The organism is Bacillus sp. DC4300-2b2 (assembly GCF_049895685.1).
Lineage (GTDB): Bacteria > Bacillota > Bacilli > Bacillales > Bacillaceae > Bacillus > Bacillus safensis.
In genome coordinates this window covers 348,088-372,299 of the sequence record NZ_JAFCSW010000001.1, presented here as the reverse complement: position 1 = coordinate 372,299, position 24,212 = coordinate 348,088, and the positions used below count along the sequence as shown (strand labels likewise).

Genomic DNA, 24,212 nt, shown 5'->3' with positions numbered 1-24,212 from the left:
ACCCCTCGATAAGAGGGGTTTTTCTTTTATTGCACATCTTCCTTCGGCATTAAATTACTGAGGTGCGTTAAATCCTTTAAAATATGGGTGCTGCTGCTGTCGAGCAGTACCTTTAAATAACGGATATCACCATACTTTGGATGAGACGGATGAATGGTCTCAAGCTCCTTGATCATATCGCTGTTCATGCTTTTCTGTTTCTGTATAAGGTCTAAAAGCGCTTGAGCCGTGTGGTTTGAATTATGATGATCTGTCAAAATAATTACCCCCTATAATGATAATCACCATCTTTTCAACATATTTTAAAGGGTAATCTGTGAAGAATCTACTCTTAGGTGCAAAAAGAAATAATTTGTGTCTAAGGTCATATGTAAATCGGATGATTTTGAAACTTTTTATACGCAATAAACGTATGAGTTAGAAAGGGATTTTCGTTATGAAGGAGCGAATATATATGAATAGAGATCAGTCGATTATTGCTTCTATTTGTTATTTTAGTGTATTATTTATGCCGTTTATCGTACCGATCGTGGCGTTTTTTGTAGTAGACCAAAAGGAAACGAAACGGCACGCATTGCGGGCATTATGGTCACATCTTTTGCCGGTCGCAGCGTGCATTCTGTTGATTTTTGGGTCTATCCCATTTTTATTGACGACACAGGCAGGCGACTCGCTTATTCCAGTCATGACGGTGTTCATCTTGTCTTTTTTAGTAGTCATTGGCTTTTTGATCTCTGTCATTTGGAATATCATTCAAGGTATTAAAGTACTTCAATCCATCAAATCTTAGGAGGGCTTTGTATGAATGAAAAAGAACGAATTTTAAAATTAGTAGAAGACGGAGTATTATCAGCAAAAGAAGCAATTACGCTGCTAGAAAAATTAGAAGAAGGTCAGTCCGTCTCATTAGAAAAGTCTACGGATAATCACACCTTTCATGAAGAAAAAGCTGGAGCAGAGAGTAAAGGAAACGGCACCGAAAATCTTGGGGCAAAGCTGTTTGGCTGGTTAGATACTGCGGTGAAAAAGGTAAAAGACGTGGATCTTGATTTGAACTTTGGACAGTCCGTTGATGTTGAGCATATTTTTCAGTTCAAAGACGCATCGCTCTCTCATTTAGATATTCAATTAGCGAACGGCAGCCTCAACGTGATGCCTTGGGACGATCGAGATATTCGAGCAGAGTGTCATGCGAAAATCTACCGTGCAGAGGATGGAGAGCAGGCAAGACAGCAATTTCTCAATCAATTGGACTGCGGGCTTGAAGGAGATAAATTTTTTATTCGAACCGAAAAGAAGACGATGAAAGTCAATGTTACTTTATACGTACCGCGTATCCAATACGATAAGATCAAGGTCAAGCTGTTTAATGGGCCGATTCGCGGGGAAAAGCTAAAGACAAAAGAACTTGCCGCGAAAACCACAAATGGTGTTGTCTCTTTTGCCTCGTTACAGGCAGAAAAAGTCGGAATTGAAACAGCAAACGGACAAATCAAACTGGCAGATCACGAGTGTGGTATGATTGAAGTAGAAACCATCAATGGGCTCATAGACCTGCGCGGGAAAAGTGAATCAATTGATGCCCAAAGCTTTAACGGAAATATTGCGGTTCAGCTGTCAGATGAAAAGTGCCGTTCCATCTATGCGAAAACGACAACAGGCAGTGTGGACGTTCAGATCCCGCGCGCATGTGCAGTGACCGCTGAGCTGAAAAGCAATCTCGGGTCTATCTCTCATGATTTACTTGATGCAGAGATGATTAAAGAAAAAAATGAAACATTACAAAAAGAGAAAATGATCAAAGCCAATCAACAAGCGGCGCACAGTATATCCATTTTTGCAGAAACAAAAACAGGCTCAATACAAGTAAAGCACCAATCAGACAAGGAGTGATTCTACATGAAGAAACTTTATCGTTCAGCAACAGATAAAAAAATAGCGGGTGTTGTTGGTGGACTTGCGGAATATTTAAGTGTGGATGCATCCCTGCTTCGCATTTTAACCGTCATCATCGGATTTTTGACAGCATTTATGCCGATCTTCCTGATCTACTTCATCTGGTATTTTGTTGTTCCGGAAGAAGGCACTAAATAAATGCTTAGATGGATCGTCAGTATTTTAGTAAATGCATTACTTTTAATCGTCATTGCTGGATATTTTGATTCGGGTATTCTGCCTGGACTCGGGAGCGTGTATATTGAAGGTTTTGGCGCAGCCATTGTGGCAAGTATCATTTTGTCCTTGCTCAACATTTTAGTGAAGCCGTTTTTGATCATTTTAACGCTTCCAGTGACCGTCCTTTCACTAGGATTGTTCTTATTTGTCATCAATGCCATTACACTCATGATGACATCGAGCTTTATGGGAGATAGCTTTAACATTGATGGATTCGGAACGGCCATTTGGATGGCTGTCATTTTGTCCATTTTCCATCTGTTGATACAAAAAGGAATTGTAGAGCCGTTAGCGAAAAAAAGCTAACGGTTTTTTTGTGCAATTTTGCATCGTTTCTTCATTCCATCTGACATAAAAACCACCTTCAGGAGACACAATATCCGAAGGGAGGCGGTGCAAGATGGTGAATGTGAGCAGACAAATCATGCTTTTCTGTTTTTTTATCATTCTTTTTTGTTTCAGTCAGCCTGCTTCAGCAGGGCCTTTTCTTCAAAAAGAAGTGAATGTACCGGACAAGCCTTTTTCTCCTTTTATCTTTGACCAATTTCATGTGGACGTCCGCCCGGTTCTAGGAAAAAGTCATGATCTACAGTTTCGTGCGTCCATTAGTGACCAAGAACAGATTTTGTCTGCGAACTTGTATTATAAACAAAGTGATGAACTGGGGTACCGCTTGATTCCAATGGAACGGCTGCCAGGGATGAAGCCAGAATTTACAGCGAAAATTCCGCCAGATCAATTATGGAATCCAACCGTTCGTTACTATACAGAGTTCCTTACGCAAAAATCGGTAATCAAAACGGCAGAGAAATCGGTTCATTTAAATGGATTTGAAGAAGATCTTTCACATATTCCGGACTTATTCATCACAGAAATTGTCGTCAATTCAAAAAATCGAAAAGGCAAAGATGCTTTCGAGTTTATCGAAGTGTATAACACGACACATACGCCTATCTCTCTTAAACATTATCAGCTCCGCTACCGCAATCCTGCACAGGGCATTGAAATGGATGATGTATATTCCTTTCACGCAAATCCAGTCACCATTTCACCTGGAAAACCTTATGTATTCTGGCTGAGAAAAAAAGGGCAGGAGCATTTAACTGCAGCGGACTTTAATGCCATGTACAAAAGCCAATTAAAAGAGGGCGAGCATCTATCCATTATCGAGAGCAAAGGGCTGTCCAACTCTAAATCACGTCTTGTTTCGATCACAACAAATATAGGTGAAGAGATTTCTTCTGCCGCATTTCGTTTGAAGCCATCATGGTTTAGCGAGCATAAATCCTTGCTGTTTAAGTATCCGATGGATGGTACGAAACAGATGAAGCTAATTTCGAAAATTGAGGAAGAACCCACTCCAGGTAAAGTGCTAAAAGCACAAATTCCATCCGAGAAGAAGGAAATTTCTCAAGATATCCATAAACCTGTGATTGAAGATATGACGATAAGGAAACCGGTGAAACCAACTGAAAGCGTAGAGATTAAAGCAGGTGTCCAAGATGATCAGGCCGTGAAAACCGTCAAGCTGCGCTATCGAACGAATCGAAAAGATGCGTTCAAGGAAATACTGCTGCAAAAAGACCATAATGACCGGTTATTTCATCATATTATTTATTCACCTGAGTTGATTGGGAAGGACCAATTGGAATATCAGCTTAAAGCGTCAGACGGCGAAAATGAAGCGAAGACGTTGAAAAGAACGATTGATGTGGAGCAGGTCAGCAAAGCCCACGGTCTCCGATTCAATGTAGAAGAGGGAGATACGGTTTCAGGGTTATTTTCATTAAAGGCAACGTCTGATCAGAAAAAAAGCATCGAATTACGGATAGATGGAAACCGGAATCAGCAAGTATCCTCTGCCCTTGAAGCAGATCCATATATCGCATTTGATGTCAAAGGAACAAATTTATATTTTAAAAATGGTGTATCTATAGGTAAGCGTTTACTTTCTATTTTTGATGATTCGACAAAAGTGTATCGTACCTATACAATGCCAATACCAGAAGAAGAGATAAAAAAGGTAGGTCTCCAAACGATTTCATTCCACGCTGGCACAAAGTCTTCTCCGATAGACCGGCTGCCTGGAGAGAATCATGATGATTTTGAATTGAAAAACGTCAGGATGATCTTATCGAATGGAACACAAATTCAGCCAATCAATGCGAAGCCGCAAAAAGAATGGAGGATGGGAGACAGCGGGAACGCAAAAAAGGTTAGAACATTTCAATTTGAGATTCCAAAAGAGGCTTATGTTTCAACCTATATGAAGTGGGACACAAGAAGGCTGAAAGAGGGGACGCACTTAATTGAGGCCAAAACCTCAGAAGAGCACGCTTCAGTACGTGTAAAAGTTGATAACACTGGGCCGAGAATTAAGACCAACGTACAAGCAAAGGATCAATATAAAGGCGCCTTTACATTAAAAGCAAAGGTAACAGATCGTTGGAGTGATATAGAGGAGTTGAAGGCATATGTAGATGGTAAACCAGTTTCTTTGCCATATCAGACGTCCTCTAGTGAATTAAAGCCTGGGAAGCACACGTTTACGATCAAAGCAAAAGACGCAGCTGGGAACATGTCGACGTTGAAAAAAGAGTTCAAGACGGTACATGAGCATCCTGAAACACCAGAACGGGTGGCAGATAAGACGAAAATGAAATCATCAAAACAAATTGTGCTAACCAAGGATCCAACGAATGATAAGTTAGATTACTCTTTTTATCGTGCCTATCAATATACATCGCTGCATCCTTCAATGAAGATTTTTAAGTATGCAGCAGAGACAGAGCCACCAAAGAGTTTTCTTCAAAAAGGAGAAATGATTTTTTCTGATCAAGAAAGGAACCGCATTGCATTTGTTGATGGGAAAGCAGTTGAAACGAAGGATTTACAGCGTTTTCCTTATCATCGTTTTCAAATTAAGGTTCATCATGATGTACGTGAAAAGGATGTCGTCGAAGCTGTATGGAAAGGGAGTTCATTGTCAGGGAGAAAGGTGACAATGTATGCATGGAATCACCAGCAGGAAAAGTGGGATAAAATCACTCATCACTTTGCCAAGGATCAAAAGGAATTTTACCTGAAAGGGCTGCTGTCAGTGAGACAGTACATGAAGAATCAAACGTTTGATTTGCTAGTACAGGATGAAATCAGCAAATCACAAAAGCCATATAAGATGGTATGGATGTCTGACACCCAATATTATGCAAAGAGCTATCCACATATCTTTAAACAAATGGTCGAATGGATCAGAGAACAGAGGGAAAAATTAAACATTCAGTATGTGTTCCATACAGGCGATATTGTGGATGATTCAAAGGATAAGCAATGGCACCGTGCTGATACATTTATGCGTATATTAGATGAGAATCAAATTCCATATGGTGTTTTAGCAGGAAATCATGATGTTAGACACAAGGACGGTTTATATGCGGAATACGGGAAATATTTCGGGGAAAAACGCTTTGCTGATAAGCCTTACTATGGTGAATCCTATCGAAACAATAAGGGTCATTATGATCTTATCTCTGCCGGCGGCAATGATTATATGATGGTGTACATGGGCTGGGGGATTAAGCAAGATGAAATTGATTGGCTAAACCGTGTTATTTCTGAGCATCCAGATCGTATTGTCATTTTAAATTTCCATGAGTATTTGTTAGTGAGCGGCAATCGAAGCCCGATTGGCGATCTCATCTTCCATCAAGTGGTGAAACGCCATCCTAATATTGTGGCAGTATTTAGCGGTCACTACCATGGAGCAAGCAGGAAAGTGGATGAGCTTGATGATGATCATGATGGAAAAGTAGACAGGAAAGTATATCAAATACTCGCCGATTATCAGTCAGGACCTGAAGGTGGTCAAGGGTTTATGAGGGTGATAACAGCCGATCAACAAAAAAATCAGCTTCATTTTACGACATATTCACCTTACTTGAATAAAGAGCATTTTTACGATCCTAAAACGTATGGAGATCAGGATGAATTTTCAATCGATGTAGATTTGACACCGAAAATGAAATCTGTCAAAACCAATTATTTTGAACTCAATGTGTATACGAATGTTCTTCTAGGAGAAGCGCGCGGCGTAAAAAGCGGCAAAAAAGCAAGCTTTGAGTGGAAAGGCTTAAAGCCAAATGAAGATTATTATTGGTACACTGTAGCAAAAGATCGTTTTCAAGGAAAAGCCATTTCACCAATATGGAAAATTCATACAAAAGATGATGGCGAAACAAAATTTCTTAGGAAATAAAAAAACAGTGCTCCGTGTCAGGGGCACTGTTTATCTTTCCATTGTATGAATAAGCTTGTAACGATCCCCTCTATAAACGGAAACAACATACTCAAATGGAATGTCTTGTTGAAAAAAAGTCGTTCTTGTTATGGACAGCACAGGGTCTCCTGCTAGAATAGACAGCAAGTGTGCTTCTTCTTTTGAGGCAACATTGGCTTCAAGCTCCTGTTTGGCATGAGCAATAACATGGCCAGTGTGAGTTTCTATATATTCATATAAAGAGCCAGTTAAATGTTCCTTTGTTAAATCTCCTGCAAATCTTTCAGGTATATAGCTCGTTTCAATCGCCATCGGTTCATCATTTGCAAGGCGTATCCGTTTTAGTTCAAATACAGCGTCACTATTAGACAGCTGTAAGACTGGCAGCAAGTGCTCTGGACATGAGGTTTTTTTGAAGTCAATCAGCTGGCTTGATGCTTTGAGCCCTCGCTGGTGCATATCCTCTGAAAAGCTTGTTAAGCCTTGAAGCGGCTGTTCAAATTTTTTCCGGCTAACAAAGGTGCCTTTTCCTTTTTGTCGATACAAATATCCTTCGTTCACAAGATTAGATAAGGCTTGTCTGACAGTCATTCGACTAATACCAAAGCGTTCGGCATATTCTCTTTCCGAAGGAATGAGTGTATCAGGTGCTAATGTTCCATCCTCAATCTGTTTTTTCAGGTTCTCCATAATCTGATGGTACATCGGAATAGGTGACTGCTTATCAATAAACATGTGAAAATCCTCTCGTTTTTAGCGTAGTGATCCAGCTTCTCGATCAATCAAAACCGTCACATCTTCATGAAGTTTCAGTGCAGATGCTGGGAAGTCTGGATGAATCTCTGCCTGTTCTAAGTATTGTATCACTTTCGCTTTTGATTTTCCCGAAGCAAGAAGGAGAATCTTTTTACTTGAAAGAATGCTCGCAATTCCCATTGTGATCGCATGTGTAGGTACCTCATCAATAGAAGAAAAGTATCTTGCGTTAGCCTGTCTCGTGTTTTCATCTAATTGCACGACATGAGTCTTTGAGTTGAAAGGGGTACCGGGTTCGTTAAAACCGATATGTCCATTTTGACCGATTCCAAGGAGCTGAAGATCGATGCCGCCTACATCCTCAATGAGCTGGTCATATCTTAAGCATTCCTTTTCTAAATGAGCTGCATTGCCATTAGGAAGAAAATACTGGCCCTGAGGGAGATCAATATGGTCAAATAAATGACGTTTCATGTAGGTCATATAACTATTTTCGTGTCCTGGATCAAGTCCTGCATATTCATCTAAATTGATTGTTGTTGTTTGCATGAAAGACAATTGATGCGCTTGATGAAGTTGAATTAACTCTTTGTAAGTTTCAATAGGTGTACCGCCCGTTGCTAGGCCAAGTACGGCATCGGGTTTAGCAGCTATTGCATGTGCAATAATGTCGGCTGCTTCTTTTCCTAATTGGTCCTTGCTTTCAAATTCGATGATGTTCATTAGTGGTTGACCTCCTTTTTTTCAAAGACGATTTGTCCACGGCAGATCGTCATCATCAGTTCACCAGATTCATCCCAAATCACCAAATCTGCTAGTTTTCCAACTTCGATGGAACCGAGCTGTTGATCAAGTCCCAGCTGGGCGGCTGCATTGGTTGAGGTCATCTTCGCAATCTCTGTCCACTCACAATTTGTGAGCTGTTTCATCCGTTTGACGCCATCTTTCATTTGCAAAATCGATCCTGCAAGTGTACCATCTTCCAGCAATGCTTTTTCGCCGCTGACTGTGACCGTCTGACCGCCAAATTCGTACGATCCATTACCGAGCCCTTTTGCACGCATCGAGTCTGTGATCATGATTAAACGATCACTTCCTTTTGCCAAATACGCAAGCTTAATGGAAAGAGGATGGGAGTGAATCCCATCTGTGATTAGCTCGGTAAAAAGGTTCTCATTCGTAAGAGCAGCACCTACAGCGTTCGGTTCACGATGCTGAAACGAACTCAGAGCATTATAAAGGTGCGTTACATGGCGTGCACCATGCTTAGCTGCTAAATTTATCATGTCATGATGGGCATTCGTATGTCCAATAGAAGGAATCATGTTCTTTTCCTGTAACAGGGACAGAAAAGCAAAATGTGTGTCTTCCTCAGGCGCAAACGTGACTATTCGAATTAGCTGTTCAGCTGCATCCAGCCATTTTTTAAAAAGCGGAATATCGGGCTGTTTAATCCATTGAACAGGCTGTGCCCCTGCCTTATCTTTAGAAATAAATGGACCTTCTAGGTGGATTCCTAGACATTGTGCCTGACTTCCTGCTTGTTCTTCATTACTTTGTTTCCACTGAGCGACATTTTTAAGTGCCTGCTCAATCTCATGATGGTTTTGTGTAATGGTTGTCGCTAAAAAACTTGTCGTTCCTTCTGATGGAAGGTTGTCAGCGAGTGTATTCATCGCTTCTGCTGTCGCATCCATCATGTCTGCACCATATCCACCATGGATGTGAATATCAATCATTCCAGGGAGTAAATAAAAGTTTTCCCGGGAAATATATACTTTTTCATAATTTCCTGTCGGTGGTGATGTTGAAATATAGTCAATCTTGCCATCGCGTAAACCGACAAAACCGTTTTCAATGATCTTTGTCTTAGTCACAATATGAATATTGGAGAGCAATAAAGAACCGCTCATGTTTGAGCCCCCTTATTCGTTATCTTTCATTTAAGTTTACTCTTTTTAAGTATAGTTGTCTATACCAGTGAGGGCGGTGAAACAGGAACAGGATAAAATACTGTTTTGGGTTCATCATTGAAAGTGATAAAATAGAGCTGTATTTCTGAATCGCCTGTGATAAAAGGAGGAAGAAGCGTGCCGAAAGTTCGTACGAAGGACATAATGGAACAATTTCATCTTGAACTGGTAAGTGGGGAAGAAGGGATTAATCGTCCCATTACAATCAGTGATCTTTCCAGACCAGGTATTGAAATGGCTGGTTATTTTACATATTACCCAAAAGAAAGAGTTCAACTTTTAGGGAAAACAGAGCTTTCTTTTTTTGAACAGCTCCCAGAACGCGAACGAAAGCAGAGAATGATGTCTCTTTGTACAGATATTACCCCTGCCATTATTTTGTCTCGAGATCGTGATGTGCCGAAGGAATTAATCGAAGCATCAAATGAAAATGGTGTGCCCGTTTTACGATCTAGTCTAAAAACGACAAGACTTTCGAGTCGATTGACCAACTTTTTAGAAAGTAAGCTGGCACCAACGACTGCCATTCATGGTGTGCTCGTCGATGTATATGGTGTAGGTGTATTATTAATTGGGAAAAGCGGAGTAGGAAAAAGTGAAACAGCCTTAGAATTAGTGAAGAGGGGACATCGCCTCGTTGCAGACGATTGCGTGGAAATCCGTCAAGAGGATCAGGATACGTTAGTCGGAAGTGCACCAGAGCTGATTGAACATCTTTTAGAAATCCGCGGGTTAGGCATTATTAATGTGATGACCTTATTTGGAGCAGGCGCTGTCAGAAGCTATAAGAGAATTACGATTGTGATGAATCTGGAGCTTTGGGAACAAGGCAAACAGTATGATCGTTTAGGACTTGAAGAAGAGAAAATGAGAATTATTGATACAGATGTGCCGAAGCTGACGATCCCTGTGCGGCCAGGTCGAAACTTAGCGGTTATCATTGAAGTGGCTGCGATGAACTTCAGGCTGAAACGTATGGGGCATAATGCAGCAGAACAATTTACAAGTAAGCTTGCCGATGTCATTGAAGACAATGGCCAAGATGAATAGGAGTTGACTATATGAACGAAGCAATTCAGCCAATTGATCCGATCGCTTTTCAGCTCGGACCTATTTCGGTTCATTGGTATGGTGTGATTATTGGGGTCGGAGCCTTGCTTGGACTCTGGCTCGCACTGAGAGAATGTGAAAAAAGAGGAATCAATAAAGATCTGTTTATTGACTTAATCTTATTTGCCATTCCAATCGCGATTATTTGTGCCCGAATTTATTATGTATCCTTCGAATGGGATTACTATCAGCAGCATCCAAACGAAATCATTAAAATCTGGAATGGTGGAATTGCGATTCACGGCGGGCTGATTGGTGCCGTGCTGACAGCCATCGTTTTTACAAAAGTGAGAAAGGTATCGTTTTGGAAAATAGCTGATGTCGCAGCACCAAGTATTTTACTAGGGCAGGCAATTGGACGCTGGGGGAACTTTATTAACCAAGAAGCGCATGGTGAGGCGGTTTCAAGAGCCTTTTTAGAAAATTTGCATCTGCCTGAGTTTATCATTAATCAAATGTATATTGATGGTACCTATTATCACCCGACGTTCTTATACGAATCATTATGGAATCTTGCCGGTGTTGTCATATTGATTTTATTACGGAGAACTTCGCTGCGCAGAGGCGAAATCTTCTTGTCTTATTTAATTTGGTATTCAATCGGCCGTTTCTTCATTGAAGGGATGAGAACAGACAGCTTAATGCTGACAGAACATCTTCGAATCGCACAGATGATTTCGATTGCGATATTCGCAGTGGCTGTTCTACTGATTTTCTTTAGAAGAATGAAAGGATACGCATCAATTCCGTATAAAGAGAACAATTCATCGAATTAAGCAGGGGGGATGAGAAGAGATGAGAGAGACATGGAAAAACGGCTTGAAAGCAGGGCTATCGACAACTTGGACTCTTGGCAAAGTTATCTTTCCAGTAACTATTCTCGTCAGTATCTTGCAGCATACGCCTGTCATGGATTGGATTATCCGATTCATTCAGCCATTTATGGGGCTGTTTGGTCTTTCGGGGGAAGCAGCGATTCCGCTTGTATTAGGAAACATGCTGAATTTGTATGCGGGAATTGCAGCCATTTTGACATTAGAGCTTCCTGTGAAGGAAGTGTTTATTTTGGCAGTGATGCTGTCCTTTTGCCATAACCTGATCATCGAATCGACAGTGGCGGCAAAGGTTGGACTGAGAGTATCTGTGATTTTGCTGGTTAGAATCAGTCTTGCTGTTATTTCTGCTATTGTCATTCATCTCGTTTGGCAGGGAGGCGAGGAGCCGGCGCAATATGGACTTTTGAGTGCAGCTCAGGCGGCTGATGTGCCTTCCAGTTGGTACATGATCGTTCTTCTTGCTATACAAAAAGCAGTACTCGGTGTGCTGCAGCTTGCCTTTATCGTTATCCCGCTCATGATCATCATTCAATTCATGAGAGATTTAGGCTGGCTTCATACACTGTCTAAGTGGCTGTCACCTTTTACTAGAATGCTTGGAATGAAAGAAAATACGTCTATGACAATGGTGGCTGGATTAACGATTGGTCTGGCGTATGGAGCCGGGGTGATGATGAAGGCAGTGGAAGAGGACGGTGTGAGTAAAAAGGACTTAACCCTTGCTTTTATTTTCCTCGTTGCCTGCCATGCGGTGGTCGAAGATACGCTGGTTTTTATTCCACTTGGTATTCCAGTATGGCCGCTTCTTGTGATCCGCCTGATTTCTGCAATTTTATTGACAGCTGCCATTAGCTATATTTGGCGGAAGCGGGAACATGCAGCTGTTAGAAAGGAAGCCATATGAACGAATCGACGATCAACACAGTGCTATTTGATTTAGATGGCACATTAATCAATACAAATGAATTAATTATTGCTTCATTTCAGCATACGCTGGACCATTATTACCCTGGTCAGTACAGCCGTGAGGATATTCTTCATTTCATTGGTCCGTCCTTGTTTGATACATTCTCTGCGATGGATCCTGAGTTGACGGATGATATGATCCAGATGTACCGCACGTTTAATCATGAGCAGCATGATCTGCTTGTGACTGAATATGAGACCGTTTTAGACACATTGAAAGTCCTGCAGGATCGAGGATTTAAGCTCGGTATTGTCACAACGAAGATACGGGATACGGTTTTAATGGGATTGAAGCTGACCGGTTTAGAGCCGTTCTTTGAGGTCATTGTGACGCTCGATGATGTACAAAATGAGAAGCCGCATCCGGAGCCTGTTCAGCTTGCATTATCAAAGCTTGGCAGTGATCCGCATGAAGCGGTGATGGTCGGTGATAATTATCATGACATTTTGTCTGGTCAAGCGGCAGGGACAAAAACGGCAGGTGTGGCTTGGTCTATTAAAGGAGAAGAGGCCCTTTTAAAGCATCGCCCTGACTTCATGCTGAAGAAAATGAGTGATCTCCTGGCGATTGTTGGAGCTGATTAAGTTGAGAAAAACAGATCGATATCCAGTAAAAGGGGTCAATTCGCTGCGGCAAGTCTATCGGACAGTTCCCTTTTTCAAAGTGGTGAAAAATTTCATTTTTATTCAAATGGCAAGGTACACGCCGTTTATGGGAATGAAAAATTGGATATACCGAACTTTTCTTCGTATGAAGGTCGGCGAGGATACGGCGTTTGCCTTAATGGTAATGGTTGATCTGATGTTTCCTGAGAAAATCACCGTCGGACGAAATAGTGTAATCGGTTATAACACGACCATCTTATCCCATGAGTATTTGATTAAAGAGTACAGACTTGGGGAAGTCTATATTGGTGATGAAGTCTTAATTGGAGCTAATTCCACTATTTTACCTGGTGTGACCATTGGGGATGGAGCGATCGTATCGGCTGGTACACTTGTTCATAAGGATGTGCCAGCAGGCTCATTTGTTGGAGGAAATCCAATGCGCATGATTTATACGAAGGAAGAAATGGAAGCACGTCAATCTAAGTCTGCTGAGTAGCTCGGCAGACTTTTTTGTTGACAATGTGACATGGTGTAACTATAATGATTACAACAGAGGTGAGAAAACATGAAAATCAGCAGCAGATTTACTGTCGCTGTCCATATTCTGGCCTTGCTATCACTTGAAAAAGGATCTTTACAGACATCGGAGGATATCGCAGGAAGTGTGAATACAAACCCAGTGGTCATCCGCCGCATTATGAGTAAATTAAAAAAAGCAGGCCTAATCTCAACGAGTCTTGGCAAAGGTGGTTCGCAGCTGAACCGCAGTGAAGACGACATCACATTGCTCGATGTGTATAAAGCGGTTGAAGTCGTAGATGAGGGTGAATTGTTTCAAATTCATGAAAGCCCAAATCCTGACTGTCCGATCGGTGCAAATATTCAAGCGGTGCTTGAATTAATTTTATGCCGCGCTCAAAGTGCGATGGAGCAAGTACTTGCTGAGATCAAATTAAGTGAACTAACGCATGTGCTAATCAAAAAAATTGGATGATCAATTCAATTTTTTTTACCTCTGTTGTAACCGAAATAGTTACACCTTTCTTTATCAACATAAAACCATATTGTAGGAGGAGTTAACATGAAAATTGGAATTATTGGCGCAACAGGAAAAGCAGGACAAGAAATTGTGAAAGAGGCTCAATCAAGAGGACATGAAGTAACGGCAATCGTCCGAGATGCACAAAAAATGACTGATTCATCACTAGCTGTTCTTGAGAAGGATGTGTTTCACTTGCAAGCAGATGACATCAAAGGTTTTGATGTGATTGTGAATGCATTTGGCGCACCTCCTGGACAGGAGCATCTTCACGTAGAAGCTGGGAAAAAGCTGATTGATATTTTAAAAGATGCACCTGAGACTCGTTTAATCGTTGTGGGCGGAGCAGGAAGTCTATTTGTAGATGAGGCGAAAACAACAAGACTTGTGGACACACCAGAATTTCCCAAGGAGTATGTGCCTACTGCTTCTCAGCAAGGAGAAAATCTAAAAGATCTTCAACAGTCAGAGGGATTAAAATGGACATTCCTCAGCCCTGCCGCATTCTTTAATCCAGCTGGCAAACGTACAGGTTCTTATGTGAAAGGGAAAGACAATCTAATTGTCAATTCTAAAGGTGACAGCTATGTAAGCTATGCTGACTACGCCATTGCACTGGTTGATGAAGTGGAGCAGGCAGCCCATGTTGGAGAACGTTTTACCGTTGTATCTGAAGCTGAATAAGCAGTTTCATGGCCGCCTAAAAATGATAAATGGGGAGTCTAACGTATGAACGAGCAAGAAATGTCTTTCATTTATGTATGGGATGCGTATTGTGGCTGGTGTTATGGATTTTCAAACAGTATCCGCACTTTGCATGAAAATCATCCGGAGATATCACTAACACTTGTGTCGGGTGGTTTATTTGTAGGGGAAAGGAGTCTACCGATAAAAGATTATCCACACATTCCAGAAGCAAATCAGCGTATTAGTCAGCTGACTGGTGTCGAGTTTGGTGAACGTTATCAGAAGCTGCTAGCAAACGGAACGTTTCTTTTAGACTCTGAGGCTGCGGCCATTGGTTTTTCTGCATTAAGATCCATCGCACCTGAGCGTTCATTGTACTTGGCTTCATCGATGCAAAAGGCTTTTTATCAAGACGGAAAAAGTCTGAGTGATGAGGAAACGTATCGGGAGATCGCTTTGGCGCATGATCTTGATCCTGACGCAGTCATTGAACGTATGAAAACAAAAGAAGTGTTCAATGATGCATATGCTGACTTTGCGAAGGTTCATCAACTTCATGTGAATGGCTATCCTACACTTTTATTAAAAAGAGGGGATGAATACTTCAGCTTGGGCGGAGGTGCAATGACGGCTGAAAAGCTTGAAGACCGCCTAAAGGAATTTCTAGAAAAATAAATCATTTAAAAACAACCTCTATGCGGATAGAGGTTGTTTTTTACGCTTTAATGATAATCGCCTGACTGCCCATCTGTTCCCAAGAATCTTCAAATTGATCACGGTCGACCTTTTGATTCTTTTCTCCATATGGGTTATTCAAGTAGACATGCTCCTTGTCATAGCCTGTGATGACTACGCTATGCACATTAAAGCTTACATCTATTTTGCCATTTGGTGTATTCCAAGTTTCGATGTTATCGGTTTTGTCGAAGGTGGATGTCGTAATCACCCAGACAGGATAGCCCTTTTCAAGTGACTGATATATGGCCTTTTTTACAGGCTTTCCAGTTAAGTCGACAACTTGATCGCCCGCATATTTTTTCGCAAGCTGATAAATCGGTTCGTGGTAAACCCCAAGACCCGGTCCATTCTCCATATCGCCTACAAACCCGTCATGAGGGTCACCTTTTAAGCCATTTTCATAATTGAGCGGAACACGTTTGATTTCATTTGCCAATGCGTTTTTCGTTACTTGCTCATAGCCGCTGTAATGAAGCAGCATCGCTAAGCTCGTGACTTCGCATCCGTTATAAAGCCTTGGTGCATCCATTTGATTGTAGAGAATGACGTCCATGGCTTTTTTGCTTCCTTTTAGTGAATGATGTGTGGTTTCTGCTTTTTTTGTTGAACGAGTTTCTTCAGCCGCGAGTGCCGTATCGTTTTCTTTTTTTGCTGCTTCTTGCGGCGAAGCTGTTTTCTTGACTTGGTCGATTTGTGAAACGTATATAAAGCCGAAATAAACAAGACATGCGCACAACAAAGTTAAGATTAATGTCTGGATGAACTTCACTGTTAATCTCCTGTGTTATTCAATATTTTTAAGTATTATAGCACGTTCCTTCACCGAACATGCAGAAAAGGCACAGGTGTCACTTGAATGTAATAATTCCAGAATATGTTGATGAAAATAGAGAGAAATAAAAATGATTGATTTAATCACTTTATTTTGTTAGCATATTATCATATTAGCGAACTAAAGGATTCGGAATTTTTTGTTTTAATGTGTTGGAGGTGCGGAAGAACATGTTTATGTTTGAGAAACCATATGGTATGCGGGATTCATTACCTGGATTGTATGAGACGAAGAAAAAAGTGAGACATTCTTTAACAGAGGTCATGAATGGTTGGGGTTTCCGTTTAATGGAGACACCAACGCTTGAATTTTACGATACAGTCGGTGTGCAATCGGCGATTACTGATACACAACTTTTTAAACTTCTTGATCAAAACGGGCAAACCCTTGTACTGAGACCTGATATGACAGGTCCGATTGCAAGGGTGGCGGCTTCTAAGCTTCATGAACAGGCGTATCCGCTTCGTGTCGGGTATGCAGCGAGTGTGTTTCGTGCGCAGGAAAGAGAAGGCGGAAGACCATCAGAATTTGAGCAGGTCGGAATTGAATTGATTGGTGATGGTTCGATTAGTGCAGATGCTGAAGTCATCGCACTTGCCGTATTTGCCTTAAAAAATGCCGGGCTAAGGTCCTTCAAAATCGCGATCGGGCATGTCGCTTTAGCAGAGACGTTATTTGTCGATGTACTCGGAAATACAGAGCGTGCAAACGTCCTTCGCCGCTTCTTATATGAAAAGAATTATGTAGGATACCGTCAGCATGTGAAACAATTACCGCTTTCCTCCATCGATAAAATGAGGCTGTTACAGCTTTTAGAGTTAAGAGGCGGCCAAGAAGTGATAGAGCGGGCAGAGGAAATCGTCGTTTCACAAGAAGGAAAAGAGGTGCTCGCACAGCTAAAGTCGCTATGGGAGACACTTGAAGATTACGGCTGTACAGAATATATCCGTTTAGATTTAAGCATGGTGAGTCATATGAGCTATTATACGGGTATTTTGTTTGAAGTATTTGCTGATCATGTTGGATCGGTCATCGGAAGTGGCGGTAGATATGATCAATTACTTGCTCATTTTAATGCACCCGCACCAGCTACAGGGTTCGGACTTCGACTAGACCGTCTTCTTGAAGCGCTCGATGCAAAAGAGATCAATGAGCCGCAGGAAGCTGTGATTTTTAGCAAAGAACAAAGACTTGAAGCTTTTGCTTTTGCAGAAAAGGAGCGGTCAAAAGGGAAAAAGATCGTCCTGCAAGACTTAGCGGGGATTGAAAATATTGACGCGATGACCAAGGCATTTGAACAGGTGACTTATTTTATCGGCGCTAGAAAGGAAGAGCGAAATGGGTAAAGTGTTGACGATGGCGATGCCAAAGGGCCGGATATTTGAAGAAGCAGCCGGGCTGTTAAGACAGGCGGGGTACCAGCTGCCAGAGGAATTCGAGGATTCAAGAAAATTAATCATAGATGTACCAGAAGAAAACCTCCGCTTTATTTTAGCTAAGCCAATGGATGTGACCACCTACGTAGAGCACGGTGTGGCGGATGTTGGCATTGCAGGGAAGGATGTCATGCTCGAAGAAGCTCGTGATGTGTACGAAGTGCTCGATTTAAACATCAGTAAATGTCATTTAGCTGTTGCTGGTTTGCCAGGAGCGAGCTGGGGTGGTGTCGCACCGCGTGTGGCAACAAAGTACCCAAATGTCGCATCGTCCTATTTTAGAGAGCAAGGGGAGCAGGTGGAGATCATTAAGCTGAATGGTTCCATTGAATTAGCACCGCTCATTGGGCTTGCCGATCGCATTGTTGACATTGTCTCTACAGGTCAAACACTAAAGGAAAATGGACTTGTGGAAACGGAGCATATTTGTGATATCACGTCACGTTTTATTGTCAATCCTGTGAGCTACAGGATGAAGGATACGGTGATCGATGAAATGGCACAGCGTCTTGCAAGAATTATTGAAGGAGAAGAGGAGGAATCATCATGAACATCACCTGCATACAAGAAGGTGAGACAGATACTCTCTCACTCAAACGGACTTTAGATACAGGAACAGAAGAGCAGCGTCAGGCTGTTCAGCGCATTATACAAGAAGTGAGAACAAATGGTGATGAAGCTGTACGGTCTTTTACAAAGCAATTCGATGGCGTGTTGATTGAACATCCGCTTGTCACAGAAGGTGAAATGGAAGAAGCTTACCAACGTTTGGATAAAGAGATGGTTCAGATTATCCAAACGGCTATCAAGCATATTCGCACATACCACGAGCGCCAGCTGACCTCTTCTTGGTTTTATCACCAAAAGGACGGCTCAATGCTTGGTCAAAAGGTGACACCGCTTGATGCGGTAGGTGTGTATGTCCCGGGTGGAACAGCTGCTTATCCATCATCCGTCTTAATGAATGTAATCCCTGCGCTAGTTGCTGGCGTTGAACGAATCGTTCTTGTGACACCCCCTGGGAAAGATGGACGTCTCTCTGACGCTGTCTTAGCTGCGGCGAAGGAGCTTGGTATTTCTGAGATGTATAAAATGGGCGGTGCACAGGCGATTGCGGCACTTGCCTATGGAACGGAAAGCATCAAGCCTGTTGATAAAATCACAGGTCCAGGGAACATTTATGTAGCGCTGGCAAAGAGGGAAGTATTTGGTCAGGTAGATATTGATATGATTGCAGGTCCAAGTGAAATTGCAGTTCTAGCAGACGAAACAGCAATCGCGCATGAGGTAGCGGCGGATTTACTTTCGCAGGCAGAGCATGATGCCCTTGCATCTAGTATTTTGGTAACACCGTCTAAGACACTTGCTGAAAGCGTGCAGGCTGAAGTCAGAAAGCAGCTTGATACTTTGCCGAGAAAATCAATCGCAGTACAATCCATTCAAGATCATGGCGTTATTTACGTGACAGAATCAATCGATCGTGCAGTAGACGTCGTCAATCAATTAGCACCAGAGCACTTAGAGGTGCTAACAGCATATCCAGAATCACTTCTTGGTCAAATCAAGCATGCGGGCGCGATTTTCTTAGGACGCTATAGTCCAGAGCCGGTGGGCGATTATTTTGCAGGACCGAATCATGTGCTGCCAACAAACGGAACAGCTCGATTCTCCAGCCCGCTTGGTGTGACTGATTTTCAAAAGAAAACGAGCATTATTTCATATAGTCAAGAGGCCTTTGAAACACACCGGGAAAGCATTGCCGCTTTTGCCAGATTAGAAGGGCTTGAAGCACATGCAAGGTCGATTGAAGCGAGAAAGCGGGAGGAATCTTAATGAGACAGGCGAAAACAGCGAGAAAAACAAATGAAACGAACATTTCATTAGCGCTAGAAATTGATGGAGAAGGAAAAGCAGATATTCAAACAGACGTCCCTTTTATGACGCACATGCTTGATTTATTTACGAAGCATGGACACTTTAATTTGACCGTCGATGCGAAAGGAGATACGGATGTTGATGATCACCACACAACAGAAGATATCGGCATTGTGCTTGGGCAAATGTTTAAGGAAGCGTTAGGCGATAAAAAGGGAATTAAGCGGTATGGTTCAAGCTTTGTTCCGATGGACGAAACTCTTGCCCAGGTCGTGGTCGATTTAAGCAATCGTCCTCATTTGGAAATGAGAGCGGCCTTTCCAAGTCAAAAGGTAGGTACCTTTGATACAGAGCTAGTACATGAGTTTCTGTGGAAATTTGCACTTGAAGCCCGGATCAACCTTCATGTCATTGTTCACTACGGAACCAATACACATCATATGATTGAAGCCATTTTTAAAGCGATGGCACGTGCCTTAGATGAAGCAACAACCATTGATCCACGTGTGAAAGGAATTCCTTCGACAAAGGGGATGCTCTAATGATCGGAGTCATTGATTACGGAATGGGAAATTTGTTCAGCGTATCAAAAGCATTGGAACGAGCAGGTGCCCGCTATATCGTTTCCTCTGATGTGGAGGAGCTGAAAAAAGCAGATGCTTATATTTTGCCCGGAGTTGGTTCGTTTCGTGATGCAATGCAGCTGTTAAAAGAGACTGGACTTGAGGCGTTTATTCATCAAGTTGTACAGGAAGGAAAGTTGTTATTCGGCATTTGCCTTGGCATGCAGCTGTTATTTGAAGAAAGCGAAGAGGCAGGCCGCACAAAAGGATTGGGGCTGTTAAAAGGGCGTGTCGTTCTTTTAAAAGATCGTGATCAGGACGGGCAAAGGCTGAAGGTACCTCATATGGGGTGGAATGAGCTCACATTTCATCAGCCCTCCCCATTGTTTGACGGTGTACCAGAAGGATTTGCATACTTTGTTCACTCTTATTATGTGAGTGATATGAACCCAGATGAGCAATTAGCAAGCGCGGACTATGGTGTTCAAGTACCAGCAATCGTTGGAAAGGGAAATGTGCTTGGTGCACAGTTTCACCCTGAAAAAAGCAGTACAACGGGAATGGCGCTGCTCAAACAATTTATTCAATTAGCAAACGAACAGAGGGTGAGCAAATGAGTGAGTTTACATTATATCCAGCGATTGATATGAGAAATGGCAAATGTGTACGTCTTGTACAAGGTGATTATGATCAAGAAACCATTTATGGAGATTCACCGCTCGACATGGCCGCGAAATTTGCGAAGGATGGAGCAGCGTGGATTCATCTTGTGGATCTAGATGGTGCAAAAGCAGGGAAACGTGTCAATCATGAGCATGTGCTGGCGATTGCATCTTCTTTAGATGTGAAGGTACAAATCGGCGGCGGTATTCGGACAGAAGAAGACGTTGCTTTTTATTTAAAGAGCGGCGTCGATAGAGTGATACTTGGCAGCTCAGCTGTATCTAACCCAGCCTTTGTGAAAAAAATGCTGGCGCAATATGGAGAGAAAATCGCAATTGGGATTGATGCGCGAAATGGCTTTGTATCGACTGAAGGGTGGCTTGAAACGTCTAAAGTGAAGGCAGAGGAGCTCGGCAGGGAATTGGCAAAGGAAGGCGCAGAGGTCTTTATTTTCACCGATATTCAAATGGATGGCATGCTGTCTGGTCCCAATGTGGAAAGCACGGTTCGCTTAGCAGAAGCAACCGGCAAACAAGTGATTGCTTCAGGCGGTGTCAGCGCGGTAGCTGATCTTCAAAAGCTGTCAGCGCAAAAAGAAACTGGTGTGTCTGGTGCGATCATTGGAAAAGCACTTTACACGAAGCAGTTTACTTTAGCGGAAGCATTTGAAGGGCTTGACCGCATATGATGACAAAACGAATCATCCCATGTCTTGATGTGAAGGAAGGGCGTGTTGTCAAAGGAGTGCAATTCCTAGGCTTAAAGGATGCTGGTGATCCGGTAGAATTAGCGCAGATCTATGATGAGGCAGGGGCGGATGAACTCGTCTTTCTTGATATTTCTGCGTCGCATGAAGGCCGGAAAACGATGGTGGATGTGGTCAAACAAGTCGCGTCCACTCTTGCCATACCATTTACGGTAGGAGGCGGGATTAACCACCTTGATGACATGAAGCGTATATTAAGAGCGGGTGCAGACAAAGTATCTGTCAATACAGCAGCTGTGTTAAGGCCAGAACTGATTTCAGAAGGCGCTGACTTTTTTGGCTCCCAGTGTATCGTTGTCGCAATTGATGCAAAATACGATGAAGAGAAAAAAGCATATATGGTCTATACACACGGAGGACGCCGTCAAACAGATTTAGAGGTTAGCGACTGGGCGAAGGAAGCTGTGCAAAGAGGTGCAGGAGAGATTTTGCTGACAAGTATGGATGCAGATGGTGAAAAGACAGGCTTTGATCATCGATTGACAAAGCTTGTATCAGAGGCAGTCACTGTGCCAGTTATCGCTTCTGGCGGCGCTGGCAATGCCCAGCATATGCTGGAGGCATTTACAAAAGGAGAAGCTGATGCAGCATTAGCAGCCTCCATTTTCCATTATAAAGAAACCTCTATTCACGAGGTGAAAACATATTTGAGAGAACACGGGGTGAAGGTCAGATGAAACAGGCAAATGAATTAACTTTTAATGAAGCAGGCCTGATTCCTGCGATTGTACAGGATGCTCAAAGTAAGGAAGTATTGACGCTGGCATATATGAATCAAGAGTCCTATGAAAAAACGCTGGAGACAGGCGAAACATGGTTTTATAGCCGGTCGAGAAACGAGCTTTGGCACAAAGGCGCCACCTCTGGACATACCCAGCAAGTGAGTTCTATTCGATATGACTGCGACAAGGACGCTCTGCTTGTCCTTGTCGCGCCAAGCGGCCCAGCCTGTCATACTGGCAGCTATAGCTGTTTTTCGGAAGAAGGCGTAAAGCGCCAAAGCGAAGAGCAGGATCGTTTTGCGATATTAAATGAACTTGAACAGGTCATTGCAAAGCGTCAGGCGGAAATGCCTGAAGGTGCTTATACTACCTATCTATTTGAAAAAGGGGTCGATAAAATCCTGAAAAAGGTAGGGGAAGAAGCGTCTGAGGTGATCATTGCAGCGAAAAACCGAGATCAAGAAGAATTGAAATGGGAAACAGCGGACCTCCTCTATCATCTTCTTGTGCTATTACGTGAACAGCAATTGCCGCTTGATGATGTATTAAAGGTATTAAAAAAGCGTCATCAAGGTGAATGAAAAGCCGGGGGATATCCCAGGCTTTTTATTTTTAAATGAAAAACAAATCCTTCCTTTCCTTTTGTTCTATGTGACGACTGGTGAAGTATGTTATACTACACACGGTACACTGTTCGAAATGGAGGGTATCGGTGAGTAAATACACTTCTCAAAATAATCACACACAAGTCGTCCAGCTTTTTCAAGATGGGCATTACTTTTTTCATAAAGGTCTTAAAGCATATAGAGAAAGAAATTTGTCTAGGGCAAGTAAGCTAATACAGCGGGCCATCGTACTTGAGCCTGAAAATGTAGAAATGCTGTCACAGCTTGCCATTATTTATACTGAAATGGGTCATTACCAACAATCAAATGAACTGCTTGATTTCATCCTTGAACACATCGATGAAAACATGTCTGAGTGTCACTACTTTAAAGCCAATAATTATGCCAATCTCGGACTATTTCAAGAGGCATATAAATCAGCTACTGCTTATGCCGCGCTGGAAGAGAACGGGGAATTTGCGGATGAAAATGACGACCTTCTTGACTTGCTCGATATGAGCGACGAAGAGGACGAAGATTTTCCTTATGATCAGGATGACCTGATTGTGAAGCAGGATCAAGCAAACCATTTGCTAGAAAGCGGCAGACTCGATGAAGCCATTGAGATGCTAGAACAGATGATTGTTGAGTATCCAGAATTTTGGTCAGCGTATAATAATCTCGCTTTGGCCTATTTTTATTCTGGTCGAATCCATCAGGCGAAAGAAATGTTGAACCGGGTCCTTCATGAAAATCCCGGTAATCTGCATGCCCTTTGCAATCAGCTAGTCTTCTACCATTATGAAAAAGAAGAAGAGAAGGTCAACAAGTTAGCGAAGCAATTAACGCACGTGTATCCAATACTAAGTGAACAGCGTTATAAGCTTGGTGCAACATTTGCCCTTGTAGGAGAATTTGAATGGGCCTTTAAATGGCTTTATTCTTTGTACAAAACAGGTTTTCAGGGAGATAGTACATTTTTATACTGGCTTGCAAGCGCAGCCTATCATACAGGCCACAAGACGCTCGCCCAAACCGTTTGGGATAAGATGGTCGAAGAAGACATCGACGCAGATGAAATCAAGCCGTGGCAGGATAAACCTGAGGTGACTGAGCCAATGGTCTCGATTGAGGAACGGCTGACTGCGTATTATGTCAGTAAACAAAAAGGGGAACGTGACGTTCTGCAGTCTGTCCTTGATGCACGCGCAGCGAAAACGGCCTTTGAACAGCAATTCATAGAACTGCTTTTGTATGAAGATGAAATGAAAGAAAAGTCTTTTTCAGAAGATGCAGTTTTTGCAAAACAGGCGGCATCTAGTTTGGAGGAAGCCGTTCAGCCTGACAGCCATATGCCTTATTTTTGGTTATTCCATATTATTCAGCAGGCACGTGCTTCTGGTATTGATAAGAAAAATGCGCCTGCCTGGGCAGCAGCATCTTATTATCTATGGATGAATGAACAAGAAGAATCAGCTGTCAGCAAAAAAGACATTGCGTCTGCTTTTCAAATCAGTGTTCAAACACTGTCAAAATACGAACGAGAAATCTGTACGTTAATTGATTAAATAGGTAAATAGATTCA

27 protein-coding genes are annotated in these 24,212 nt (G+C 42.3%); 22 read left to right on the top strand and 5 right to left on the bottom strand.

Going from position 1 to position 24,212, the window contains the following annotated elements; translation table 11 throughout:
* Nucleotides 1-26 precede the first annotated feature (26 nt).
* On the bottom strand, nt 27-257 hold the full coding sequence (locus tag ACP69X_RS02005) for a hypothetical protein (protein WP_073978935.1): 231 nt from the start codon (nt 255-257) through the stop codon (nt 27-29).
* 197 nt (nt 258-454) lie between these two features.
* Between ACP69X_RS02005 and ACP69X_RS02000 the strand changes: the two genes are divergently transcribed.
* From ACP69X_RS02000 to ACP69X_RS01980, 5 genes are all read left to right on the top strand, one after another.
* Entirely contained in the window at nt 455-790 is a 336-nt protein-coding gene (locus tag ACP69X_RS02000) for a hypothetical protein (protein WP_024427655.1), read from the top strand.
* A gap of 11 nt (nt 791-801) precedes the next feature.
* Nucleotides 802-1,893, top strand: a complete 1,092-nt coding sequence (locus ACP69X_RS01995) for a DUF4097 family beta strand repeat-containing protein (RefSeq protein WP_073978936.1) — start codon at nt 802-804, stop codon at nt 1,891-1,893.
* 6 nt (nt 1,894-1,899) lie between these two features.
* Nucleotides 1,900-2,094 (top strand): PspC domain-containing protein, encoded by a 195-nt coding sequence (locus tag ACP69X_RS01990; protein ID WP_024423578.1) that lies wholly within the window; start codon nt 1,900-1,902, stop codon nt 2,092-2,094.
* Nucleotides 2,095-2,481, top strand: a complete 387-nt coding sequence (locus ACP69X_RS01985) for a phage holin family protein (protein ID WP_024423577.1) — start codon at nt 2,095-2,097, stop codon at nt 2,479-2,481.
* 94 nt (nt 2,482-2,575) lie between these two features.
* Nucleotides 2,576-6,430 carry a metallophosphoesterase gene (locus tag ACP69X_RS01980; RefSeq protein WP_426052368.1) on the top strand — a complete coding sequence of 1,285 codons (3,855 nt, stop codon included), beginning with the start codon at nt 2,576-2,578 and terminating at the stop codon, nt 6,428-6,430.
* 30 nt (nt 6,431-6,460) lie between these two features.
* Here the strand turns inward: ACP69X_RS01980 and ACP69X_RS01975 are convergent, their stop codons facing one another.
* From ACP69X_RS01975 to nagA, 3 genes are read right to left on the bottom strand one after another with little or no spacing between them, the layout of a single operon-like run.
* Nucleotides 6,461-7,186, bottom strand: a complete 726-nt coding sequence (locus ACP69X_RS01975; RefSeq protein WP_041088100.1) for a GntR family transcriptional regulator — start codon at nt 7,184-7,186, stop codon at nt 6,461-6,463.
* A gap of 18 nt (nt 7,187-7,204) precedes the next feature.
* Complete coding sequence (nagB, locus tag ACP69X_RS01970) at nt 7,205-7,930, bottom strand: glucosamine-6-phosphate deaminase (RefSeq protein WP_041088102.1); 726 nt, start codon at nt 7,928-7,930, stop codon at nt 7,205-7,207.
* Complete coding sequence (gene nagA / locus ACP69X_RS01965; RefSeq protein WP_426052367.1) at nt 7,930-9,120, bottom strand: N-acetylglucosamine-6-phosphate deacetylase; 1,191 nt, start codon at nt 9,118-9,120, stop codon at nt 7,930-7,932. Before nagA ends, nagB begins: the two co-directional genes overlap by 1 nt.
* Before the next feature lie 177 nt (nt 9,121-9,297).
* Here nagA and hprK point away from each other — a divergent pair, with 177 nt between their 5' ends.
* The 8 genes from hprK to ACP69X_RS01925 all read left to right on the top strand — a co-directional run bounded on the left by hprK (nt 9,298) and on the right by ACP69X_RS01925 (nt 15,102).
* Nucleotides 9,298-10,230: an HPr(Ser) kinase/phosphatase gene (gene hprK / locus ACP69X_RS01960; protein ID WP_024423572.1), complete on the top strand. Its 933-nt coding sequence runs from the start codon at nt 9,298-9,300 to the stop codon at nt 10,228-10,230.
* An 11-nt stretch (nt 10,231-10,241) separates the two neighbouring features.
* The gene (lgt, locus tag ACP69X_RS01955; RefSeq protein WP_039181691.1) at nt 10,242-11,066 is read left to right on the top strand and encodes a prolipoprotein diacylglyceryl transferase; all 825 of its coding nucleotides are present in this window, start codon (nt 10,242-10,244) and stop codon (nt 11,064-11,066) included.
* Nucleotides 11,067-11,085: 19 nt separating this feature from the next.
* Nucleotides 11,086-12,030, top strand: coding sequence for a nucleoside recognition domain-containing protein (locus tag ACP69X_RS01950; protein ID WP_327842125.1), 945 nt, complete (start codon nt 11,086-11,088; stop codon nt 12,028-12,030).
* Nucleotides 12,027-12,677 (top strand): pyrophosphatase PpaX, encoded by a 651-nt coding sequence (gene ppaX / locus ACP69X_RS01945; protein WP_039181686.1) that lies wholly within the window; start codon nt 12,027-12,029, stop codon nt 12,675-12,677. The genes ACP69X_RS01950 and ppaX overlap by 4 nt, the downstream gene beginning before the upstream one ends.
* A 1-nt stretch (nt 12,678) precedes the next feature.
* Entirely contained in the window at nt 12,679-13,197 is a 519-nt protein-coding gene (locus ACP69X_RS01940; protein ID WP_039181684.1) for an acyltransferase, read from the top strand.
* Between the two features lie 69 nt (nt 13,198-13,266).
* Nucleotides 13,267-13,695: an Rrf2 family transcriptional regulator gene (locus ACP69X_RS01935; RefSeq protein ID WP_024423567.1), complete on the top strand. Its 429-nt coding sequence runs from the start codon at nt 13,267-13,269 to the stop codon at nt 13,693-13,695.
* Between the two features lie 87 nt (nt 13,696-13,782).
* Nucleotides 13,783-14,424, top strand: coding sequence for an NAD(P)-dependent oxidoreductase (locus tag ACP69X_RS01930; protein WP_426052366.1), 642 nt, complete (start codon nt 13,783-13,785; stop codon nt 14,422-14,424).
* A gap of 45 nt (nt 14,425-14,469) precedes the next feature.
* On the top strand, nt 14,470-15,102 hold the full coding sequence (locus ACP69X_RS01925) for a DsbA family protein (protein ID WP_426052365.1): 633 nt from the start codon (nt 14,470-14,472) through the stop codon (nt 15,100-15,102).
* Nucleotides 15,103-15,142: 40 nt separating this feature from the next.
* On the opposite strand, the gene ACP69X_RS01920 is transcribed toward ACP69X_RS01925, so the two are convergent.
* Nucleotides 15,143-15,934, bottom strand: a complete 792-nt coding sequence (locus ACP69X_RS01920; RefSeq protein WP_197202589.1) for a C39 family peptidase — start codon at nt 15,932-15,934, stop codon at nt 15,143-15,145.
* A 233-nt stretch (nt 15,935-16,167) separates the two neighbouring features.
* On the opposite strand from ACP69X_RS01920, the gene ACP69X_RS01915 reads away from it, so the two are divergent.
* The 9 genes from ACP69X_RS01915 (at nt 16,168) to ACP69X_RS01875 (ending at nt 24,195) form a co-directional block, all read left to right on the top strand.
* Entirely contained in the window at nt 16,168-17,343 is a 1,176-nt protein-coding gene (locus ACP69X_RS01915; protein WP_058837568.1) for an ATP phosphoribosyltransferase regulatory subunit, read from the top strand.
* Entirely contained in the window at nt 17,336-17,983 is a 648-nt protein-coding gene (hisG, locus tag ACP69X_RS01910) for an ATP phosphoribosyltransferase (protein ID WP_058837569.1), read from the top strand. The genes ACP69X_RS01915 and hisG overlap by 8 nt, the downstream gene beginning before the upstream one ends.
* Nucleotides 17,980-19,266, top strand: coding sequence for a histidinol dehydrogenase (hisD, locus tag ACP69X_RS01905; RefSeq protein ID WP_426052364.1), 1,287 nt, complete (start codon nt 17,980-17,982; stop codon nt 19,264-19,266). The genes hisG and hisD overlap by 4 nt, the downstream gene beginning before the upstream one ends.
* Nucleotides 19,266-19,850, top strand: a complete 585-nt coding sequence (gene hisB, locus ACP69X_RS01900; protein WP_024423560.1) for an imidazoleglycerol-phosphate dehydratase HisB — start codon at nt 19,266-19,268, stop codon at nt 19,848-19,850. Before hisD ends, hisB begins: the two co-directional genes overlap by 1 nt.
* Nucleotides 19,850-20,488 (top strand): imidazole glycerol phosphate synthase subunit HisH, encoded by a 639-nt coding sequence (gene hisH, locus ACP69X_RS01895; protein WP_064498000.1) that lies wholly within the window; start codon nt 19,850-19,852, stop codon nt 20,486-20,488. Before hisB ends, hisH begins: the two co-directional genes overlap by 1 nt.
* Nucleotides 20,485-21,222, top strand: coding sequence for a 1-(5-phosphoribosyl)-5-[(5-phosphoribosylamino)methylideneamino]imidazole-4-carboxamide isomerase (gene hisA / locus ACP69X_RS01890; RefSeq protein ID WP_059376610.1), 738 nt, complete (start codon nt 20,485-20,487; stop codon nt 21,220-21,222). The genes hisH and hisA overlap by 4 nt, the downstream gene beginning before the upstream one ends.
* Nucleotides 21,219-21,977 carry an imidazole glycerol phosphate synthase subunit HisF gene (gene hisF, locus ACP69X_RS01885; RefSeq protein WP_047201833.1) on the top strand — a complete coding sequence of 253 codons (759 nt, stop codon included), beginning with the start codon at nt 21,219-21,221 and terminating at the stop codon, nt 21,975-21,977. The genes hisA and hisF overlap by 4 nt, the downstream gene beginning before the upstream one ends.
* A complete protein-coding gene (hisIE, locus tag ACP69X_RS01880) occupies nt 21,974-22,603 on the top strand; it encodes a bifunctional phosphoribosyl-AMP cyclohydrolase/phosphoribosyl-ATP diphosphatase HisIE (RefSeq protein ID WP_058837573.1) in 630 nt (209 codons plus the stop codon). The genes hisF and hisIE overlap by 4 nt, the downstream gene beginning before the upstream one ends.
* Nucleotides 22,604-22,734: 131 nt before the next feature.
* A complete protein-coding gene (locus ACP69X_RS01875; protein WP_058837574.1) occupies nt 22,735-24,195 on the top strand; it encodes a tetratricopeptide repeat protein in 1,461 nt (486 codons plus the stop codon).
* Nucleotides 24,196-24,212: the final 17 nt, after the last annotated feature.

Coding starts and splice junctions, on each gene's coding strand:
- ACP69X_RS02000 (WP_024427655.1), top strand. CDS start 455: ATGAATAGAGATCAGTCGATTATTGCTTCTATTTGTTATTTTAGTGTA.
- ACP69X_RS01995 (WP_073978936.1), top strand. CDS start 802: ATGAATGAAAAAGAACGAATTTTAAAATTAGTAGAAGACGGAGTATTA.
- ACP69X_RS01990 (WP_024423578.1), top strand. CDS start 1,900: ATGAAGAAACTTTATCGTTCAGCAACAGATAAAAAAATAGCGGGTGTT.
- ACP69X_RS01985 (WP_024423577.1), top strand. CDS start 2,095: ATGCTTAGATGGATCGTCAGTATTTTAGTAAATGCATTACTTTTAATC.
- ACP69X_RS01980 (WP_426052368.1), top strand. CDS start 2,576: ATGGTGAATGTGAGCAGACAAATCATGCTTTTCTGTTTTTTTATCATT.
- ACP69X_RS01975 (WP_041088100.1), bottom strand. CDS start 7,186: ATGTTTATTGATAAGCAGTCACCTATTCCGATGTACCATCAGATTATG.
- nagB (WP_041088102.1), bottom strand. CDS start 7,930: ATGAACATCATCGAATTTGAAAGCAAGGACCAATTAGGAAAAGAAGCA.
- nagA (WP_426052367.1), bottom strand. CDS start 9,120: ATGAGCGGTTCTTTATTGCTCTCCAATATTCATATTGTGACTAAGACA.
- lgt (WP_039181691.1), top strand. CDS start 10,242: ATGAACGAAGCAATTCAGCCAATTGATCCGATCGCTTTTCAGCTCGGA.
- ACP69X_RS01950 (WP_327842125.1), top strand. CDS start 11,086: ATGAGAGAGACATGGAAAAACGGCTTGAAAGCAGGGCTATCGACAACT.
- ppaX (WP_039181686.1), top strand. CDS start 12,027: ATGAACGAATCGACGATCAACACAGTGCTATTTGATTTAGATGGCACA.
- ACP69X_RS01935 (WP_024423567.1), top strand. CDS start 13,267: ATGAAAATCAGCAGCAGATTTACTGTCGCTGTCCATATTCTGGCCTTG.
- ACP69X_RS01930 (WP_426052366.1), top strand. CDS start 13,783: ATGAAAATTGGAATTATTGGCGCAACAGGAAAAGCAGGACAAGAAATT.
- ACP69X_RS01925 (WP_426052365.1), top strand. CDS start 14,470: ATGAACGAGCAAGAAATGTCTTTCATTTATGTATGGGATGCGTATTGT.
- ACP69X_RS01915 (WP_058837568.1), top strand. CDS start 16,168: ATGTTTATGTTTGAGAAACCATATGGTATGCGGGATTCATTACCTGGA.
- hisG (WP_058837569.1), top strand. CDS start 17,336: ATGGGTAAAGTGTTGACGATGGCGATGCCAAAGGGCCGGATATTTGAA.
- hisD (WP_426052364.1), top strand. CDS start 17,980: ATGAACATCACCTGCATACAAGAAGGTGAGACAGATACTCTCTCACTC.
- hisB (WP_024423560.1), top strand. CDS start 19,266: ATGAGACAGGCGAAAACAGCGAGAAAAACAAATGAAACGAACATTTCA.
- hisH (WP_064498000.1), top strand. CDS start 19,850: ATGATCGGAGTCATTGATTACGGAATGGGAAATTTGTTCAGCGTATCA.
- hisA (WP_059376610.1), top strand. CDS start 20,485: ATGAGTGAGTTTACATTATATCCAGCGATTGATATGAGAAATGGCAAA.
- hisF (WP_047201833.1), top strand. CDS start 21,219: ATGATGACAAAACGAATCATCCCATGTCTTGATGTGAAGGAAGGGCGT.
- hisIE (WP_058837573.1), top strand. CDS start 21,974: ATGAAACAGGCAAATGAATTAACTTTTAATGAAGCAGGCCTGATTCCT.